This is a genomic window from Enterovibrio coralii, assembly GCF_001559595.1.
Classification (GTDB): Bacteria; Pseudomonadota; Gammaproteobacteria; order Enterobacterales; family Vibrionaceae; genus Enterovibrio; species Enterovibrio coralii.
Genome location: NZ_LNTY01000044.1, coordinates 1 through 14,758, shown reverse-complemented (window position 1 = coordinate 14,758; position 14,758 = coordinate 1). Strand labels below are relative to the sequence as shown.

Annotated in this window: 28 protein-coding genes and 1 pseudogene; all 29 read right to left on the bottom strand. The window is 48.3% G+C overall.

The genetic code is table 11. The annotated features are described in order from the left end of the window. Window positions 1-204 precede the first annotated feature (204 nt). A complete protein-coding gene (gene rplQ / locus ATN88_RS17105) occupies window positions 205-591 on the bottom strand; it encodes a 50S ribosomal protein L17 (RefSeq protein ID WP_002541538.1) in 387 nt (128 codons plus the stop codon). Window positions 592-626: 35 nt separating this feature from the next. Further along, window positions 627-1,616 carry a DNA-directed RNA polymerase subunit alpha gene (locus ATN88_RS17100; RefSeq protein ID WP_002541536.1) on the bottom strand — a complete coding sequence of 330 codons (990 nt, stop codon included), beginning with the start codon at window positions 1,614-1,616 and terminating at the stop codon, window positions 627-629. A 23-nt stretch (window positions 1,617-1,639) separates the two neighbouring features. Continuing rightward, complete coding sequence (gene rpsD / locus ATN88_RS17095; protein WP_067418573.1) at window positions 1,640-2,260, bottom strand: 30S ribosomal protein S4; 621 nt, start codon at window positions 2,258-2,260, stop codon at window positions 1,640-1,642. Window positions 2,261-2,290: 30 nt separating this feature from the next. Continuing rightward, window positions 2,291-2,680, bottom strand: coding sequence for a 30S ribosomal protein S11 (gene rpsK, locus ATN88_RS17090; protein ID WP_002541534.1), 390 nt, complete (start codon window positions 2,678-2,680; stop codon window positions 2,291-2,293). Window positions 2,681-2,695: 15 nt separating this feature from the next. After that, window positions 2,696-3,052 (bottom strand): 30S ribosomal protein S13, encoded by a 357-nt coding sequence (rpsM, locus tag ATN88_RS17085; RefSeq protein ID WP_002541533.1) that lies wholly within the window; start codon window positions 3,050-3,052, stop codon window positions 2,696-2,698. A gap of 147 nt (window positions 3,053-3,199) precedes the next feature. Then, a complete protein-coding gene (gene rpmJ, locus ATN88_RS17080) occupies window positions 3,200-3,313 on the bottom strand; it encodes a 50S ribosomal protein L36 (RefSeq protein WP_000868186.1) in 114 nt (37 codons plus the stop codon). 26 nt (window positions 3,314-3,339) lie between these two features. Further along, entirely contained in the window at window positions 3,340-4,665 is a 1,326-nt protein-coding gene (gene secY / locus ATN88_RS17075) for a preprotein translocase subunit SecY (RefSeq protein WP_067418571.1), read from the bottom strand. A 22-nt stretch (window positions 4,666-4,687) separates the two neighbouring features. Continuing rightward, window positions 4,688-5,122 carry a 50S ribosomal protein L15 gene (gene rplO, locus ATN88_RS17070; protein ID WP_067418569.1) on the bottom strand — a complete coding sequence of 145 codons (435 nt, stop codon included), beginning with the start codon at window positions 5,120-5,122 and terminating at the stop codon, window positions 4,688-4,690. 5 nt (window positions 5,123-5,127) lie between these two features. Then, entirely contained in the window at window positions 5,128-5,307 is a 180-nt protein-coding gene (gene rpmD, locus ATN88_RS17065; RefSeq protein WP_002541431.1) for a 50S ribosomal protein L30, read from the bottom strand. A 6-nt stretch (window positions 5,308-5,313) separates the two neighbouring features. Continuing rightward, window positions 5,314-5,811, bottom strand: coding sequence for a 30S ribosomal protein S5 (gene rpsE, locus ATN88_RS17060; RefSeq protein ID WP_067418567.1), 498 nt, complete (start codon window positions 5,809-5,811; stop codon window positions 5,314-5,316). Window positions 5,812-5,824: 13 nt separating this feature from the next. Further along, the gene (gene rplR / locus ATN88_RS17055) at window positions 5,825-6,178 is read right to left on the bottom strand and encodes a 50S ribosomal protein L18 (protein WP_067418564.1); all 354 of its coding nucleotides are present in this window, start codon (window positions 6,176-6,178) and stop codon (window positions 5,825-5,827) included. A gap of 9 nt (window positions 6,179-6,187) precedes the next feature. Continuing rightward, on the bottom strand, window positions 6,188-6,721 hold the full coding sequence (rplF, locus tag ATN88_RS17050) for a 50S ribosomal protein L6 (RefSeq protein WP_067418561.1): 534 nt from the start codon (window positions 6,719-6,721) through the stop codon (window positions 6,188-6,190). Between the two features lie 10 nt (window positions 6,722-6,731). Further along, window positions 6,732-7,124, bottom strand: a complete 393-nt coding sequence (gene rpsH / locus ATN88_RS17045; protein ID WP_067418559.1) for a 30S ribosomal protein S8 — start codon at window positions 7,122-7,124, stop codon at window positions 6,732-6,734. Window positions 7,125-7,147: 23 nt separating this feature from the next. Continuing rightward, window positions 7,148-7,453, bottom strand: a complete 306-nt coding sequence (rpsN, locus tag ATN88_RS17040) for a 30S ribosomal protein S14 (RefSeq protein ID WP_067418557.1) — start codon at window positions 7,451-7,453, stop codon at window positions 7,148-7,150. A gap of 17 nt (window positions 7,454-7,470) precedes the next feature. Next, window positions 7,471-8,010, bottom strand: coding sequence for a 50S ribosomal protein L5 (rplE, locus tag ATN88_RS17035; protein WP_067418554.1), 540 nt, complete (start codon window positions 8,008-8,010; stop codon window positions 7,471-7,473). Window positions 8,011-8,031: 21 nt separating this feature from the next. Continuing rightward, window positions 8,032-8,343: a 50S ribosomal protein L24 gene (gene rplX, locus ATN88_RS17030; RefSeq protein ID WP_067418552.1), complete on the bottom strand. Its 312-nt coding sequence runs from the start codon at window positions 8,341-8,343 to the stop codon at window positions 8,032-8,034. 12 nt (window positions 8,344-8,355) lie between these two features. Then, entirely contained in the window at window positions 8,356-8,727 is a 372-nt protein-coding gene (rplN, locus tag ATN88_RS17025) for a 50S ribosomal protein L14 (protein WP_067418550.1), read from the bottom strand. Window positions 8,728-8,887: 160 nt separating this feature from the next. Continuing rightward, entirely contained in the window at window positions 8,888-9,142 is a 255-nt protein-coding gene (rpsQ, locus tag ATN88_RS17020; protein ID WP_067418548.1) for a 30S ribosomal protein S17, read from the bottom strand. Continuing rightward, window positions 9,142-9,333, bottom strand: a complete 192-nt coding sequence (gene rpmC, locus ATN88_RS17015) for a 50S ribosomal protein L29 (protein ID WP_028024650.1) — start codon at window positions 9,331-9,333, stop codon at window positions 9,142-9,144. The genes rpsQ and rpmC overlap by 1 nt, the downstream gene beginning before the upstream one ends. Further along, on the bottom strand, window positions 9,333-9,743 hold the full coding sequence (gene rplP / locus ATN88_RS17010) for a 50S ribosomal protein L16 (RefSeq protein ID WP_067418545.1): 411 nt from the start codon (window positions 9,741-9,743) through the stop codon (window positions 9,333-9,335). Before rplP ends, rpmC begins: the two co-directional genes overlap by 1 nt. A gap of 11 nt (window positions 9,744-9,754) precedes the next feature. Next, a complete protein-coding gene (gene rpsC, locus ATN88_RS17005; RefSeq protein ID WP_067418543.1) occupies window positions 9,755-10,444 on the bottom strand; it encodes a 30S ribosomal protein S3 in 690 nt (229 codons plus the stop codon). Window positions 10,445-10,463: 19 nt separating this feature from the next. Then, entirely contained in the window at window positions 10,464-10,796 is a 333-nt protein-coding gene (rplV, locus tag ATN88_RS17000; RefSeq protein ID WP_067418541.1) for a 50S ribosomal protein L22, read from the bottom strand. Between the two features lie 11 nt (window positions 10,797-10,807). Beyond that, window positions 10,808-11,086: a 30S ribosomal protein S19 gene (gene rpsS, locus ATN88_RS16995; RefSeq protein WP_046306435.1), complete on the bottom strand. Its 279-nt coding sequence runs from the start codon at window positions 11,084-11,086 to the stop codon at window positions 10,808-10,810. Between the two features lie 18 nt (window positions 11,087-11,104). Beyond that, on the bottom strand, window positions 11,105-11,929 hold the full coding sequence (gene rplB / locus ATN88_RS16990) for a 50S ribosomal protein L2 (protein ID WP_067418538.1): 825 nt from the start codon (window positions 11,927-11,929) through the stop codon (window positions 11,105-11,107). A 19-nt stretch (window positions 11,930-11,948) separates the two neighbouring features. Beyond that, a pseudogene (gene rplW, locus ATN88_RS16985) lies at window positions 11,949-12,250 on the bottom strand (50S ribosomal protein L23). Continuing rightward, window positions 12,247-12,849 (bottom strand): 50S ribosomal protein L4, encoded by a 603-nt coding sequence (rplD, locus tag ATN88_RS16980; RefSeq protein WP_067418536.1) that lies wholly within the window; start codon window positions 12,847-12,849, stop codon window positions 12,247-12,249. Before rplD ends, rplW begins: the two are co-directional and overlap by 4 nt. A 16-nt stretch (window positions 12,850-12,865) precedes the next feature. Next, window positions 12,866-13,495, bottom strand: coding sequence for a 50S ribosomal protein L3 (rplC, locus tag ATN88_RS16975; RefSeq protein ID WP_067418535.1), 630 nt, complete (start codon window positions 13,493-13,495; stop codon window positions 12,866-12,868). A 14-nt stretch (window positions 13,496-13,509) separates the two neighbouring features. Continuing rightward, entirely contained in the window at window positions 13,510-13,821 is a 312-nt protein-coding gene (gene rpsJ, locus ATN88_RS16970; RefSeq protein ID WP_067418532.1) for a 30S ribosomal protein S10, read from the bottom strand. A 457-nt stretch (window positions 13,822-14,278) separates the two neighbouring features. Next, window positions 14,279-14,470 carry a (2Fe-2S)-binding protein gene (locus tag ATN88_RS16965; RefSeq protein ID WP_067418530.1) on the bottom strand — a complete coding sequence of 64 codons (192 nt, stop codon included), beginning with the start codon at window positions 14,468-14,470 and terminating at the stop codon, window positions 14,279-14,281. Window positions 14,471-14,758 lie beyond the last annotated feature (288 nt).

Here is a 14,758-nt window from a genome sequence, read left to right as displayed (position 1 = left end):
AGAAGTAGAAGTAGAAGTAGAAGTAGAAGTAGAAGTAGAAGTAGAAGTAGAAGTAGAAGTAGAAGTAGAAGTTTGAACGGGCCTGTCGGTTAGGCAAGCAATTTCTCGCTATTTAGAGATATAACGACGGATTAAATTATAAAAAGCATAGAAAAATAAAAAGCCAGGCAAAAGCCTGGCTTCTTATTCGAACGGACCGAGAGATTACTCAGCTGCTTCTTCTGCAGCTGTCTCTGGACGATCTACCAACTCGATGTAAGCCATAGGGGCTTTATCGCCGGCACGTACACCGCATTTCAGAATGCGAGTGTAACCGCCTGCACGAGAGGCAAAACGTGGACCCAGTTCGTTGAACAGCTTCGCTACAACTTCGTCGTTACGAGTGCGAGCGAACGCAAGACGACGGTTAGCAACACTGTCGTTCTTTGCTAGTGTAATCAATGGCTCAATTACGCGACGCAGCTCTTTTGCTTTAGGCAAAGTAGTTTTGATAACTTCGTGAGTTACCAGAGAGCTAGCCATGTTGCTGAACATCGCTTTGCGATGGCTGCTGTTGCGATTGAGTTGACGACCACTCTTACGATGGCGCATGACCTAATCCTTCTAACTAAGTAATCAGAATCTGATTAATCTTCAGCGATTGATGCTGGCGGCCAGTTTTCCAGGCGCATACCCAGCGACAAACCACGTGAAGCCAGCACGTCTTTAATTTCAGTCAAAGACTTCTTACCAAGGTTAGGCGTCTTAAGAAGCTCAACCTCAGTACGCTGTACCAGATCACCGATGTAGTGGATCGCTTCTGCTTTCAAACAGTTAGCAGAGCGAACAGTTAGTTCAAGATCGTCTACAGGACGCAGTAGGATCGGATCGAACTCTGGCTTCTCTTCTTTCTCTTCAGGAACTCGTACATCACGCAGATCTACGAATGCATCCAGTTGCTCAGCAAGAATAGTTGCTGCGCGACGGATCGCTTCCTCAGGATCAAGCGTACCGTTGGTTTCCATATCGATAACCAGCTTGTCTAGGTCCGTACGCTGTTCAACACGTGCTGCTTCAACATTGTAAGCAATACGGTCTACTGGGCTGAACGTTGCATCAACAAGCAGACGGCCGATTGGACGCTCGTCTTCTTCAGTGTGAATACGCGCTGACGCTGGTACGTAGCCGCGACCACGCTCTACCTTGATTCGCATGCTGATTTCAGCGTTAGAATCAGTCAGATGGCAGATTACGTGCTCTGGGTTCGCAATCTCAACACCACCGTCGTGGGTGATGTCGCCTGCAACAACAGGGCCTGCACCAGACTTGTTAAGAGTAAGGATAACTTCATCTTTACCCTCAACCTTAACGGCCAGGCCTTTAAGGTTAAGCAGGATTTCCAGGATATCTTCCTGTACGCCCTCTTTGGTGCTGTACTCGTGCAACACGCCATCAATCTCTACTTCTGTCACTGCGCAACCAGGCATAGACGACAGTAGGATGCGACGTAGAGCATTACCTAGGGTGTGACCAAAGCCACGCTCTAGCGGCTCAAGAGTTACTTTTGCGTGCGTCGAGCTTACTTGTTCGATGTCAACTAGACGCGGCTTAAGAAATTCTGTTACAGAACCCTGCATTGTGTCCTCTCTTTAGTTTAGCCTTACTTAGAGTAAAGCTCGACGATCAGGTGTTCGTTGATGTCAGCAGACAAATCTGAACGCTCTGGCAGGCGCTTGAAAGTGCCTTCCATTTTGTTGCTGTCTACTTCGATCCAAGTTGGCAGCTCGCGCTGAGCAGCTACTTCAAGTGCTGCTTTGATGCGTGCTTGGTTCTTAGCTTTCTCACGAATGCTAACAACATCGTTCGCAGTTACGTTGAAAGAAGGAACGTTAACCACTTTGCCGTTAACCAGGATCGCTTTGTGGCTTACCAGCTGACGTGCTTCTGCGCGAGTTGCGCCAAAGCCCATGCGGTAAACTACGTTGTCAAGACGACCTTCCAGAAGTTGCAGCAGGTTTTCACCTGTGTTGCCTTTCAGGCGTGCAGCTTCTTTATAGTAGTTACGGAATTGTTTTTCCAGAACGCCGTACATACGACGAACTTTTTGCTTCTCACGAAGCTGAACGCCATACTCAGACAGACGGCCACGACGAGCGCCGTGAACACCTGGGGCGTTATCAATTTTACACTTGGTATCAATCGCGCGTACGCCTGACTTCAGGAACAAGTCAGTACCTTCGCGACGGCTAAGCTTCAGCTTAGGACCCAAATATCTTGCCATGATCTTTCTCCAGAATTCTAAGAAACAGCGTTATACGCGACGTTTCTTAGGTGGACGACAACCGTTATGTGGGATTGGAGTCGCATCAACAATGTTGGTGATACGGAAACCAGCCGCGTTCAGAGCGCGAATCGTTGATTCACGGCCTGGACCAGGACCCTTAACCATAACTTCCAGGTTCTTCAGGCCGTATTCTTTAGCCATCTCACCACAACGCTCAGCAGCAACCTGTGCAGCGAACGGAGTTGATTTACGAGAACCACGGAAACCAGAACCACCTGCAGTAGCCCATGCTAGAGCGTTACCTTGACGGTCAGTAATGGTTACGATTGTGTTGTTGAAAGACGCATGGATATGCGCTACGCCATCAGCAACTTGCTTGCGTACGCGTTTACGTGCGCGATTTGGTTGTTTAGCCATAGTACCCTACCCCGATTATTTCTTGATCGGCTTGCGCGGACCCTTACGGGTACGAGCATTGGTCTTCGTACGCTGACCACGTAGTGGCAAGCTGCGACGATGACGCAAACCGCGGTAACAACCAAGGTCCATAAGACGCTTGATGTTCATTGAAACTTCACGACGTAGATCACCTTCTACAGTGTACTTGGCAACGCCATCACGCAGTAGATCGATCTGCTCTTCAGTTAGTTCACTGATCTTAGTGCTTTCAGCAATACCAGTCTCAGCTAGGATAGCTTTCGAACGGGTTTTACCGATACCGTAGATCGCAGTCAGTGCGATTACAGCATGCTTCTGATCAGGAATGTTAATGCCTGCAATACGGGCCACTATTCACTCCTAGTACTTTTTCAAGAAGAACCGCTGCAGAGCCCGTTCAGGATACGCAGCGGCTATACCACTTCTTTTGCACACACAAAAGGTGGGCTGGCTAATGTAGCCAGCCTGCCTAAATTTTGCAAGAAAAATATTCTGCTATTAGCCTTGGCGCTGCTTGTGCTTTGGCTCACTGCAGATCACGCGAACAACACCGTTGCGCTTGATCACTTTACAGTTACGGCAGATTTTCTTAACGGAAGCACGAACTTTCATTGCTAAACTCCGTAAATGTCAATCTGTTAACGGCCGTAGCCTTTCAGATTGGCTTTCTTCAACACGGACTCATATTGTTGAGACATCAGATGTGTCTGAACTTGAGCCATAAAGTCCATGATTACTACAACTACGATTAGTAGGGAAGTTCCGCCAAAATAGAAGCGTACGTTCCAAGCAATCATCATGAACTCGGGGATCAGACAGATAAAGGTGATATACAACGCACCCGCAAGGGTTAGTCGAGTCATTACTTTATCTATGTACTTTGCAGTCTGCTCGCCCGGGCGAATACCAGGTACGAATGCACCAGACTTCTTCAGATTGTCTGCTGTCTCACGCGGGTTGAAAACCAACGCCGTGTAGAAGAAACAGAAGAAGATAATCGCTGCTGCATAAAGAATTACATACAGTGGTTGACCTGGGCTCAGTGCCAAAGACACATCAGCAAGCCAGCCAAACTGCTCACTCTGACCAAACCATTGGGCCAAAGTGCCTGGGAACAGGATAATACTTGATGCAAAAATCGCTGGAATTACGCCGGCCATATTTAATTTCAATGGCAGGTGAGTGCTTTGCGCTGCGAAGACACGACGGCCTTGTTGGCGCTTTGCGTAGTTAACGACAATACGACGTTGGCCACGCTCAACAAACACTACGAACGCAATTACTGCGAAAGCAATTACCGCAATCAACAGAAGAAGAAGCACGTGCAATTCACCTTGACGCGCTTGCTCGGCTGTTTGTCCGATAGCGGATGGTAATCCAGCAACGATACCAGCAAAAATTATGATGGAAATACCGTTACCGATTCCTCGCTCAGTGATTTGTTCACCTAACCACATCAAGAACATGGTACCGGTGACCAAGCTCACGACAGCGGTAAAGTAGAACCCAAAGCCTGGGTTAACCACAAGCCCTGGGATCATACTTGGCAAGCCCGTCGCGATACCAATCGCTTGGAACGTTGCCAACACCAGCGTACCGTAGCGGGTGTACTGACTAATCTTACGACGGCCAGACTCCCCTTCCTTCTTCAACTCAGCCAAGGCTGGATGAACTACCGTTAGCAGCTGGACAATAATCGATGCCGAAATATACGGCATGATGCCCAGCGCTAGGATAGAAGCACGCTCAAGAGCACCACCAGAGAACATGTTAAACAGTTCAATGATGGTACCTTGTTGCTGTTCGAACAGATCGGCAAGTACAGCAGCGTCAATACCAGGAATTGGCACAAAAGAACCGGCACGGAACACGAGCAACGCACCTACCACAAAGAGTAGACGGCTTTTCAGCTCCGCAAGTCCACCTTTTGCACTTTTAAAATTTTGTCCTGGTTGTTTTGCCATCTGTACCTCGTCCTCGAGCTAATTATTCCTCGATTTTACCGCCTGCAGCTTCGATTGCAGCTTGTGCGCCTTTAGTAACGCGAAGACCTTTTACAGTCACTGAGCGAGCAATCTCACCAGACAGTACGATTTTCGCCGTACGGATGTCTTTAGTGATGATGTTTGCAGCTTTCAGTGTCTCTAGGCTTACAACGTCACCTTCAACTTTAGCCAGTTCGCTCAGGCGAACTTCAGCTGCAGTCAGGCTCTTGCGAGAAGTAAAACCAAATTTTGGCAGACGCTGTTTCAAAGGCATTTGACCGCCTTCGAAACCTGGGCGTACAGAACCACCTGAACGTGATTTCTGACCTTTGTGACCACGGCCACCAGTTTTGCCCAGGCCTGAACCGATACCACGACCCAAACGCTTCTTAGAAGGTTTAGAACCCGCAGCCGGAGATAGAGTATTCAGACGCATTGTGATTACTCCTCCACTTTAACCATGTAGTAAACTTGATTGATCATGCCGCGTACGCAAGCAGTATCTTCAAGTTCAACAGTGTGGTTGATGCGACGTAGGCCCAAGCCACGCAGTGTAGCTTTATGCTTCGGCAAACGACCGATAGAGCTACGAGTCTGAGTTACTTTGATAGTTTTAGCCATGTCGAATTACCCCAGAATTTCGTTAACTGGCAGACCGCGCTTAGCAGCTACCATTTCTGGAGACTTCATACCACCCAGACCATCAATCGTTGCGCGAACAACGTTGATTGGGTTGGTAGAACCGTATGCTTTCGCCAGAACGTTGCGAACACCCGCAACTTCCAGAACCGCACGCATCGCACCACCGGCGATGATACCCGTACCTTCTGAAGCAGGTTGCATGTACACTTTAGAACCAGTGTGGCGACCTTTAACAGCGTGGAACAGAGTACCGTCGTTCAGCGCAACAGTAACCATGTTACGGCGCGCTTTTTCCATTGATTTTTGGATAGCAGCAGGTACTTCACGGGCTTTACCGTAACCGAAACCTACGCGACCATTGCCATCACCAACTACAGTCAGAGCGGTGAAGCTGAAGATGCGACCACCTTTAACCGTTTTAGAAACACGGTTAACTGCGATCAGCTTCTCTTGCAAATCACTTTGTTGTTTATCGTTAGCCATCTTTCCGCCTACCTTAGAATTTCAGACCAGCTTCACGAGCAGCATCTGCTAGTGCAGCCACACGGCCGTGGTATTGGAAACCGGAGCGGTCAAAAGCAACAGTTACGATGCCTTTTTCCAGCGCACGCTCAGCAATAGCTTTACCTACAACTGCAGCAGCGTCTTTGTTACCGGTGCCTTTTACTTGCTCACGGATCGCTTTTTCTACGGTAGAAGCAGCTGCGATTACCTCAGAGCCATTAGCCGCGATAACCTGTGCGTACACGTGACGTGGAGTGCGGTGTACCACTAGGCGAGTCGCACCCAGTTCAGCAATCTTGCGACGCGCTCGGGTCGCACGACGGATACGAGCAATTTTCTTATCCATAGTGTTACCTTACTTCTTCTTAGCTTCTTTAGAACGCACAACTTCGTCAGAGTAACGGATACCTTTGCCTTTGTAAGGCTCAGGTTGACGGTATGCGCGGATGTCAGCAGCTACTTGGCCAACCAATTGCTTGTCTGTACCAGTCAGAACAATCTCAGTTTGGCTTGGGCATTCTGCTTTGATGCCTGCAGGCAGGTCGTGCTCAACAGGGTGCGAGAAGCCCAGAGTCAGAGCTACTGCGTTACCCTTCATTGCTGCACGGTAACCAACACCTTTCAGAATCAGTTTCTTGGTAAAGCCTTCAGTAACACCAACAACCATGTTGTTTACCAGCGCACGTGCGGTACCTGCTTGAGCGTTAGCTTTCACAATACCTTCACGCGGTGCAAACGTCACAGCGTTGTCTTCTTGGCTTACTACCACTGCGTTGTTGATAACGCGGGTCAATTCACCCTTGCTACCTTTAACAGTGATTTCCTGACCGTTCAGTTTCACCTCTACGCCGGCAGGAATTACTACGGGTGCTTTTGCAACACGAGACATTTCCTACTCCTTACGCTACGTAGCAGATGATTTCGCCGCCCAGACCCGCTTTGCGAGCTGCACGGTCGGTCATCAAACCTTTAGAAGTTGATACTACAGCAATACCCAGACCAGCCATTACTGAAGGCAGCTCATCTTTTTTCTTGTAGATGCGCAGACCTGGACGGCTAACACGTTGGATTTGCTCGATAACTGGTTTGGCTTCGAAGTACTTCAGAGTAACTTCAAGCTCAGGCTTAACTTCGCCAGAAATAGCGTAGTCAGCCACGTAACCTTCAGCTTTCAGCAGCTCAGCAATTGCCACTTTCAGCTTTGACGAAGGCATCTTAACAGCAACTTTAGCTGCTGCCTGACCGTTGCGGATGCGGGTCAGCATATCCGAAATCGGATCTTGCATGCTCATAAGTCTTTACTCCCGTGATTCAATTACCAGCTCGCCTTACGCAGACCCGGAATCTCGCCTTTCATGCAAGCTTCACGAACCTTGATTCGGCTTAGACCGAATTTGCGCAGGTAGCCATGTGGACGACCAGTCTGGTTACAGCGGTTACGCTGACGAGACTTAGCAGAATCACGTGGTAGAGATTGAAGCTTCAGGACTGCGTCCCAACGCTCTTCTTCTGACACGCTAACGTTTTTGATGATAGCTTTAAGTGCAGCACGCTTCTCAGCGAACTTTGCTACCAGCTTCGCGCGTTTTACTTCGCGCGCTTTCATTGATTGCTTAGCCATTACAGTAACCCTTCACCTTACTTACGGAATGGGAAGTTAAAGGCAGCCAGCAGAGCTTGACCTTCCTCATCAGTCGCCGCTGAGGTCGTGATAGTAATATCAAGACCACGGATACGATCTACTTTGTCGTAGTCGATCTCTGGGAAGATGATTTGCTCACGAACGCCCATGCTATAGTTACCGCGACCGTCGAAAGATTTCGAACTAACGCCACGGAAGTCACGCACACGTGGAAGAGCGATAGAAATCAAACGCTCCATGAAATCCCACATACGCTCGCCACGCAGGGTTACTTTACAGCCAATTGGGTAGCCCTCACGGATCTTGAAGCCAGCAACTGATTTACGTGCTTTAGTGATCAGCGGCTTTTGACCTGTGATAGTTGCCAGGTCAGATGCTGCGTTTTCAAGCAGTTTTTTGTCGTTGATTGCTTCGCCCACACCCATGTTCAGGGTGATCTTTTCGATCCTTGGGACTTGCATGATACTCTTGTATTCGAACTTTTCAGTCAGTTCTTTTACAACAGTCTCTTTGTAGTAATCATGCAGTTTCGCCATAGTGTACTACTCCAGAATTACTTAAATAGTTTCGCCATTCGATTTGAAGAAACGAACTTTTTTGCCGTCTTCGAATCGGAAGCCTACACGGTCTGCTTTACCAGTTGCCGCGTTGTAGATAGCAACGTTAGAAACGTCCACTGCAGCTTCTTTTTCTACGATGCCGCCTTGGATGCCCATAGCCGGTACCGGCTTCTGGTGTTTCTTAACTAGGTTGATACCTTCAACGATAACTTTACCAGTTGTCAGAACCTTAGTTACTTTACCTTTCTTGCCTTTGTCTTTGCCGACAAGAACGATAACTTCGTCGTTACGACGGATTTTAGCTGCCATTTTAACCGCTCCTTACAGAACTTCTGGCGCCAGAGACACAATCTTCATGAACTTATCGCCACGAAGTTCGCGTGTCACAGGGCCAAAGATACGAGTACCGATAGGTTGCTCGGTAGTGTTGTTCAACAGTACGCAAGCATTACGGTCGAAGCGAATGACAGAGCCGTCTGGACGACGAACGCCTTTACGGGTGCGAACTACAACCGCCTTCAGCACGTCACCTTTTTTAACTTTACCGCGTGGAATTGCATCTTTAACGGTAACTTTGATGACGTCGCCAATGTGGGCGTAGCGACGGTGTGAACCACCCAGCACCTTAATACACATTACGCTGCGAGCGCCGGAGTTATCGGCTGCATCCAGCATACTTTGCATTTGGATCATTGTTAGTGCTCCGCTGTTATTACATCTAGACCCATCTCGGGTCGGGCTGCCTCATTACAAGGGCGGCGAATAATAACACTATTTTTTTAAGATGGGTAGATAAAAAATAAACGGCCCCGAAAAAGGAGCCGCTTGTATTTTAACCGTTGGAAAGTAAGCCTTACAGGCGTGCTTTCTCAACTACGCGTACCAGAGTCCAAGACTTAGTCTTAGACAGTGGACGACACTCACGGATCTCAACGGTATCGCCTTGTGCGCACTCGTTGTTCTCGTCGTGTACGTGCAGCTTAGTTGTGCGCTTGATGAACTTACCGTAGATTGGGTGTTTCACCTGACGCTCAATAGCAACAACGATAGACTTATCGCCTTTGTCGCTAACTACACGGCCTTGTTGAGTACGGATTTTGTCGCTCATTATGCGTTGCCCTTCTGGTTCAGAACGGTTTTAACACGTGCGATATCGCGACGAACAGTCTTCAGAGTGTGAGTTTGCTGAAGTTGACCAGTAGCCGCTTGCATGCGCAGGTTGAATTGCTCACGCAGCAGACCCAGCAGTTCTTCATTCAGCTGCTCTACGCTCTTTTCGCGAAGTTCTTGTGCTTTCATCACATCACCGCCTTAGTTACGAAAGTGGTTTTGATTGGTAGCTTACGTGCAGCAAGATCAAATGCTTCACGAGCTAGGTTTTCAGAAACACCATCCATTTCGTACAGGACTTTACCTGGTTGGATTTGTGCAACCCAGTAGCTCACAGAACCCTTACCTTTACCCTGACGAACTTCCAGTGGCTTGGTAGTGATTGGCTTGTCTGGGAACACACGGATCCAGATTTGACCCTGACGCTTGATGTGACGAGTCATAGCACGACGTGCAGCTTCGATCTGACGTGCAGTGATACGACCGCGGCCAACAGCTTTCAGGCCGAAGGTACCGAAGCTTACGTCAGTACCTGCAGCAAGACCGCGGTTACGACCTTTAAAAGTCTTGCGGAACTTAGTACGTTTTGGTTGAAGCATCGATAGACTCCTTACTTACGGCCTTTACGCTGCTTCTTAGGCTTCTCAGCCTGTGGCTCTGCTACTGGCATGCCGCCCAGAACTTCGCCTTTGAAGATCCAAACTTTAATACCAATTACACCGTAAGTGGTGTGAGCCGAAGAAGTTGCGTAATCAATGTCAGCACGAAGGGTGTGCAATGGCACACGACCTTCACGGTACCACTCGGTACGAGCGATTTCAGCACCGCCAAGACGGCCGCTTACTTCCACTTTGATACCCTTAGCACCCAGACGCATTGCGTTCTGTACCGCGCGCTTCATAGCACGACGGAACATAACACGACGCTCTAGCTGAGACGCGATGCTGTCACCAACCAGTTGTGCGTCAAGCTCAGGCTTGCGTACTTCTGAGATGTTGATCTGAGCAGGAACACCTGCCAGTTGAGCAACGCGAGCGCGCAGTTTTTCTACGTCTTCGCCTTTCTTACCGATAACAACGCCTGGACGAGCAGTGTGGATAGTCACACGGATGCTCTTCGCTGGACGCTCGATAACGATACGAGAAACAGACGCTTTAGACAGTTCTTTAGTCAGGAACTGACGTACCTTGAAGTCGCCGTCTAGGTTGTCAGCGAAATCTTGGCTGTTAGCAAACCAAGTGGAATTCCAAGGCTTACAGATGCCAAGACGAATACCATTAGGATGTACTTTTTGACCCATTGCTTTCTCTCCTCGTCTCTTAGCGGTCTGCTACAACAACAGTGATGTGGCTAGAACGCTTCAAGATGCGATCGGCACGGCCTTTTGCACGAGGCATGATGCGCTTCATGACTGGACCTTCGTCAACGAAGATTTTTGCAACAGACAGCTCATCGATGTCTGCGCCTTCGTTATGCTCAGCGTTTGCAATTGCAGACTCTAGAACTTTCTTGATCAGATCAGCAGCTTTTTTGTCGCTGAAAGTCAGAATTTCTAGTGCTTGTGCAACGTTCTTACCGCGCACTTGGTCTGCTACCAAACGTGCTTTCTGAGGCGAAATACGAGCAAAGCGATGTTTAGCAATAGCTTCCATTTCTTAACTCCTTAACGCTTCTTAGCTTTCTTATCAGCAGCGTGGCCGCGATAAGTACGTGTTGGTGCAAATTCGCCCAGCTTGTGACCGATCATTTCATCAGTGATGAAAACAGGTACATGCTGACGACCATTATGGACAGCGATGGTCAAACCGATCATCTGAGGGATGATCATTGAACGACGGGACCAAGTCTTAACAGGCTTTTTGTCACCGCTTTCCAACGCTTTCTCTACCTTCTTCAGCAAGTGCAGGTCAATAAAAGGACCTTTCTTGAGAGAACGTGGCATGGCGTATCCTCTTTAAAATTACTTATTACGACGACGTACGATGTACTTGTCGGTACGTTTGTTCTTACGGGTCTTGAAGCCCTTAGTTGGCATACCCCAAGGTGATACTGGGTGACGACCGCCAGAAGTACGACCTTCACCACCACCGTGTGGGTGATCCACTGGGTTCATTGCTACACCACGTACGGTAGGACGAACGCCCTTCCAACGAGTTGCACCAGCTTTACCCAGTTCACGCAGCATGTGTTCTGCGTTACCAACTTCACCGATGGTCGCACGACCTTCAGAAAGAACTTTACGCATCTCACCTGAACGCAGACGAATAGTTACGTATGCGCCATCGCGAGCTACGATTTGTGCGTATGCACCAGCTGAACGAGCCAGCTGTGCACCTTTACCAGGCTTCAGTTCAACGTTGTGAACTGTAGAACCTACTGGGATGTTGCGCATTGGCAGGCTGTTACCTACTTTGATCGCAGCATCTGAACCAGATTGGATCTGGTCGCCAGCTTTCAGGCCTTTAGGTGCAATGATGTAACGACGCTCACCGTCTGCGTACAGAACCAGAGCGATATTCGCGCTACGGTTTGGATCGTATTCCAGACGCTCAACTTTCGCTGGGATGCCGTCTTTAGTACGTTTGAAGTCAATCAGACGGTAGTGTTGCTTATGACCACCACCGATGTGACGTACTGTGATACGACCGTTGTTATTACGACCGCCTGACTTCTGGTTTTTCTCCAGAAGAGGTGCGTAAGGCTTACCTTTGTACAGGTCAGCGTTAACAACTTTAACAAGGTGACGACGACCCGGTGAAGTAGGCTTACATTTAACAATTGCCATTTTCTATTACTCCTCCGTCTTACTCAGCGCCGCCAGCGAAGTCGATGTCTTGACCTTCTTTCAAGATAACGTACGCTTTTTTCACGTCTGAACGACGGCCTTGGCGCATACCTTGACGTTTGGTCTTACCTTCATGATCAGGGTATTTACAGACTTAACTTCAACTTCGAACAGTTTCTCAACTGCTGCTTTGATCTCTCTCTTAGTTGCAGTCATCGCTACTTTGAAAACGATAGTGTTACCGTTCTCAGCAGCCATGGTTGCTTTTTCAGAGATGTGCGGAGCACGCAGAACTTTCAGGATACGCTCTTCAGTGATCATCCCAGCATCTCCTCAACTTGTTTAACTGCAGCTGCAGTCATAACTACTTTGTCGAAAGCGATCAGGCTAACTGGGTCGATGCCTGCTGCATCACGTACGTCAACCTTGTACAGGTTACGTGCCGCAAGGAACAGATTCTCATCAACTTCTGCAGTTACGATCAGAGCTTCTGTCAGCTCAAGCTCTTTCAGCTTGGCGATCAGCTCTTTTGTTTTAGGTGCTTCTACTGAGAAGTTGTCAACAACGATCAGACGATCTTGACGAACCAACTCAGACAGAATGCTTTTCAGAGCACCACGGTACATTTTCTTGTTAACTTTCTGGCTGTGGTCCTGAGGACGAGCTGCGAAAGTTACACCACCCGAACGCCACAGTGGGCTACGGATTGTACCTGCACGTGCGCGACCAGTACCCTTCTGACGCCATGGCTTAGCACCGCCACCTGAAACGTCTGAACGAGTTTTCTGCGCACGAGTACCTTGACGGGCACCAGCTGCGTATGCAACAACTACTTGGTGAACCAGAGCTTCGTTAAACTCACGCCCGAAGGTAGTGTCGGAAACAGTCAGCGCGTCAGCGCCTTTTACTACCAATTCCATTACTATCTCCTCGACGTTACGCTTTAACGGCTGGTTTAACGATCACGTTGCTACCGGTCGCACCTGGTACTGCACCTTTGATAAGAAGCAGTTTGCGCTCAGCGTCAACACGTACGATCTCAAGGTTTTGAGTAGTAACCTGCTCAGCACCCATGTGACCTGCCATTTTTTTGCCTTTAAACACGCGACCTGGAGTTTGACATTGGCCAATTGAACCCGGTGCACGGTGAGACAAAGAGTTACCGTGGGTCATATCTTGAGTACGGAAGTTCCAACGCTTAACAGCGCCTTGGAAGCCCTTACCTTTAGATGTGCCAGTAACGTCAACTTTCTTGATTTCAGCGAAAAGATCTACATTCAGCTCAGCGCCTACTGCAAACTCTTCACCACTTTCCAGACGGAATTCCCACAGACCGCGGCCAGCTTCTACACCTGCTTTCGCAAAGTGACCAGCTTCTGGCTTAGTTACGCGGCTTGCTTTCTTAGCGCCTGAAGTTACTTGGATAGCAGAGTAACCATCTACTTCAGGAGTACGTACCTGAGTAACACGGTTAGTTTCTACTTCTACAACGGTTACAGGGATAGAAACGCCTTCTTCAGTGAAGATGCGAGTCATGCCCACTTTACGACCGACTAGACCAATCATTATAAACTCCCCTCTTAACCTAGGCTGATTTGAACATCAACGCCCGCAGCAAGGTCAAGACGCATCAGAGCGTCAACAGTTTTATCTGTTGGCTCAACGATGTCGATCAGGCGCTTGTGAGTACGGATTTCGTACTGGTCACGCGCAGATTTGTTTACGTGCGGAGAGATAAGAACGGTAAAACGCTCTTTGCGAGTTGGCAGTGGGATTGGACCACGTACCTGCGCACCAGTGCGCTTAGCGGTTTCAACGATTTCCGCAGTAGACTGATCGATCAAACGGTGATCGAACGCCTTCAGGCGGATACGGATACGTTGGTTCTGCATTAGACAGAGCTCCAAATTAAAAAATTACACAAACAATATCGCCACTCTACCTCATCAAGACGAGGGAATGCCGATTGATTTATGTGAAACCGTAGTATCAAAATCTGATACATTGTCAGCCATTTAAATATGACTGCGAACATAAGCGGAGTTTACATTACCGACCTCGTTAGGCAGAGCCTACAGCAACGGGTCTTCCTCCTGTGCTCATTGGTTCACAACTGCATACATGAGAGCAAATGTCTCAAGCAGTGGAGCGCATTATACAGATCACAATTTGCTTTGCAAGTGGCGTTCAAAAATTAATCATGGATTCTCGAAAGCACTGCCCTAGGCCGCTGTTTTTGCGTGAATTGCAGGTTAAAGCGAAATCATGAGACGGGCTGTTCAATAACCTCACAAACAAAAATGCGACCCAATGGGCCGCACTTTTGTTTGAATATTTGGATGGTTTTTATCAGCAAGCTTGTTGAAGCACCAAACCGGACACGGTTTCTTGCAACACTTCTTTTGCTGTGCGGACACACTTTCCACACTGAGAGCCAAGTGGCGTCACTTTACGAATTTCACGGATATCCGTGATGCCCTGTTCATGAGCCAGCTTCTTCAGCACTTTGTCAGAAATCCCATGACATACGCAAACGTACATTTTCACTCTCACCTTAAAACCTTATAGCAAGAATATAAACGATAATAGTTTGCATTACCAATCTTATTATTCGATTGGTGCTAGCCCTTTTTGAGAGTTTTACGTAAGCAGCGGAAAGTAAGACAGAAAAGAGAAAAAGTGATGATGAGATTTTTGAAGTGAATAGAAATGAAAAAGGACGCCGAAGCGTCCTTTTTCTAGCATTGTGCTATCAAAGCTTAAAATTAAGCGATGATTGAAGCAACAACACCCGCACCTACAGTACGGCCGCCTTCACGGATTGCGAAA

Excerpts from the sequence above, each read along its gene's own strand:
- rplC (WP_067418535.1), bottom strand. The coding sequence starts at position 13,495 with ATGATTGGTCTAGTCGGTCGTAAAGTGGGCATGACTCGCATCTTCACT.
- rpsD (WP_067418573.1), bottom strand. The coding sequence starts at position 2,260 with ATGGCAAGATATTTGGGTCCTAAGCTGAAGCTTAGCCGTCGCGAAGGT.
- rplX (WP_067418552.1), bottom strand. The coding sequence starts at position 8,343 with ATGGCAGCTAAAATCCGTCGTAACGACGAAGTTATCGTTCTTGTCGGC.
- rpsN (WP_067418557.1), bottom strand. The coding sequence starts at position 7,453 with ATGGCTAAGCAATCAATGAAAGCGCGCGAAGTAAAACGCGCGAAGCTG.
- rplF (WP_067418561.1), bottom strand. The coding sequence starts at position 6,721 with ATGTCTCGTGTTGCAAAAGCACCCGTAGTAATTCCTGCCGGCGTAGAG.
- rpmC (WP_028024650.1), bottom strand. The coding sequence starts at position 9,333 with ATGAAAGCACAAGAACTTCGCGAAAAGAGCGTAGAGCAGCTGAATGAA.
- rplE (WP_067418554.1), bottom strand. The coding sequence starts at position 8,010 with ATGGCGAAACTGCATGATTACTACAAAGAGACTGTTGTAAAAGAACTG.
- rplV (WP_067418541.1), bottom strand. The coding sequence starts at position 10,796 with ATGGAAGCTATTGCTAAACATCGCTTTGCTCGTATTTCGCCTCAGAAA.
- rpsJ (WP_067418532.1), bottom strand. The coding sequence starts at position 13,821 with ATGCAGAACCAACGTATCCGTATCCGCCTGAAGGCGTTCGATCACCGT.
- rplD (WP_067418536.1), bottom strand. The coding sequence starts at position 12,849 with ATGGAATTGGTAGTAAAAGGCGCTGACGCGCTGACTGTTTCCGACACT.
- rpmJ (WP_000868186.1), bottom strand. The coding sequence starts at position 3,313 with ATGAAAGTTCGTGCTTCCGTTAAGAAAATCTGCCGTAACTGTAAAGTG.
- rpsK (WP_002541534.1), bottom strand. The coding sequence starts at position 2,680 with ATGGCTAAACAACCAAATCGCGCACGTAAACGCGTACGCAAGCAAGTT.
- rpsS (WP_046306435.1), bottom strand. The coding sequence starts at position 11,086 with ATGCCACGTTCTCTCAAGAAAGGTCCTTTTATTGACCTGCACTTGCTG.
- rpmD (WP_002541431.1), bottom strand. The coding sequence starts at position 5,307 with ATGGCTAAAACTATCAAAGTAACTCAGACTCGTAGCTCTATCGGTCGT.
- secY (WP_067418571.1), bottom strand. The coding sequence starts at position 4,665 with ATGGCAAAACAACCAGGACAAAATTTTAAAAGTGCAAAAGGTGGACTT.
- rplR (WP_067418564.1), bottom strand. The coding sequence starts at position 6,178 with ATGGATAAGAAAATTGCTCGTATCCGTCGTGCGACCCGAGCGCGTCGC.
- ATN88_RS16965 (WP_067418530.1), bottom strand. The coding sequence starts at position 14,470 with ATGTACGTTTGCGTATGTCATGGGATTTCTGACAAAGTGCTGAAGAAG.
- rpsQ (WP_067418548.1), bottom strand. The coding sequence starts at position 9,142 with ATGAGCGACAAAATCCGTACTCAACAAGGCCGTGTAGTTAGCGACAAA.
- rpsH (WP_067418559.1), bottom strand. The coding sequence starts at position 7,124 with ATGAGCATGCAAGATCCGATTTCGGATATGCTGACCCGCATCCGCAAC.
- rplO (WP_067418569.1), bottom strand. The coding sequence starts at position 5,122 with ATGCGTCTGAATACTCTATCTCCGGCTGCGGGTTCTAAACCTTCTAAG.
- rpsC (WP_067418543.1), bottom strand. The coding sequence starts at position 10,444 with ATGGGTCAAAAAGTACATCCTAATGGTATTCGTCTTGGCATCTGTAAG.
- rplB (WP_067418538.1), bottom strand. The coding sequence starts at position 11,929 with ATGGCAATTGTTAAATGTAAGCCTACTTCACCGGGTCGTCGTCACCTT.
- ATN88_RS17100 (WP_002541536.1), bottom strand. The coding sequence starts at position 1,616 with ATGCAGGGTTCTGTAACAGAATTTCTTAAGCCGCGTCTAGTTGACATC.
- rplP (WP_067418545.1), bottom strand. The coding sequence starts at position 9,743 with ATGCTTCAACCAAAACGTACTAAGTTCCGCAAGACTTTTAAAGGTCGT.
- rpsE (WP_067418567.1), bottom strand. The coding sequence starts at position 5,811 with ATGGCTAACGATAAACAACAAAGTGATTTGCAAGAGAAGCTGATCGCA.
- rplQ (WP_002541538.1), bottom strand. The coding sequence starts at position 591 with ATGCGCCATCGTAAGAGTGGTCGTCAACTCAATCGCAACAGCAGCCAT.
- rplN (WP_067418550.1), bottom strand. The coding sequence starts at position 8,727 with ATGATCCAAATGCAAAGTATGCTGGATGCAGCCGATAACTCCGGCGCT.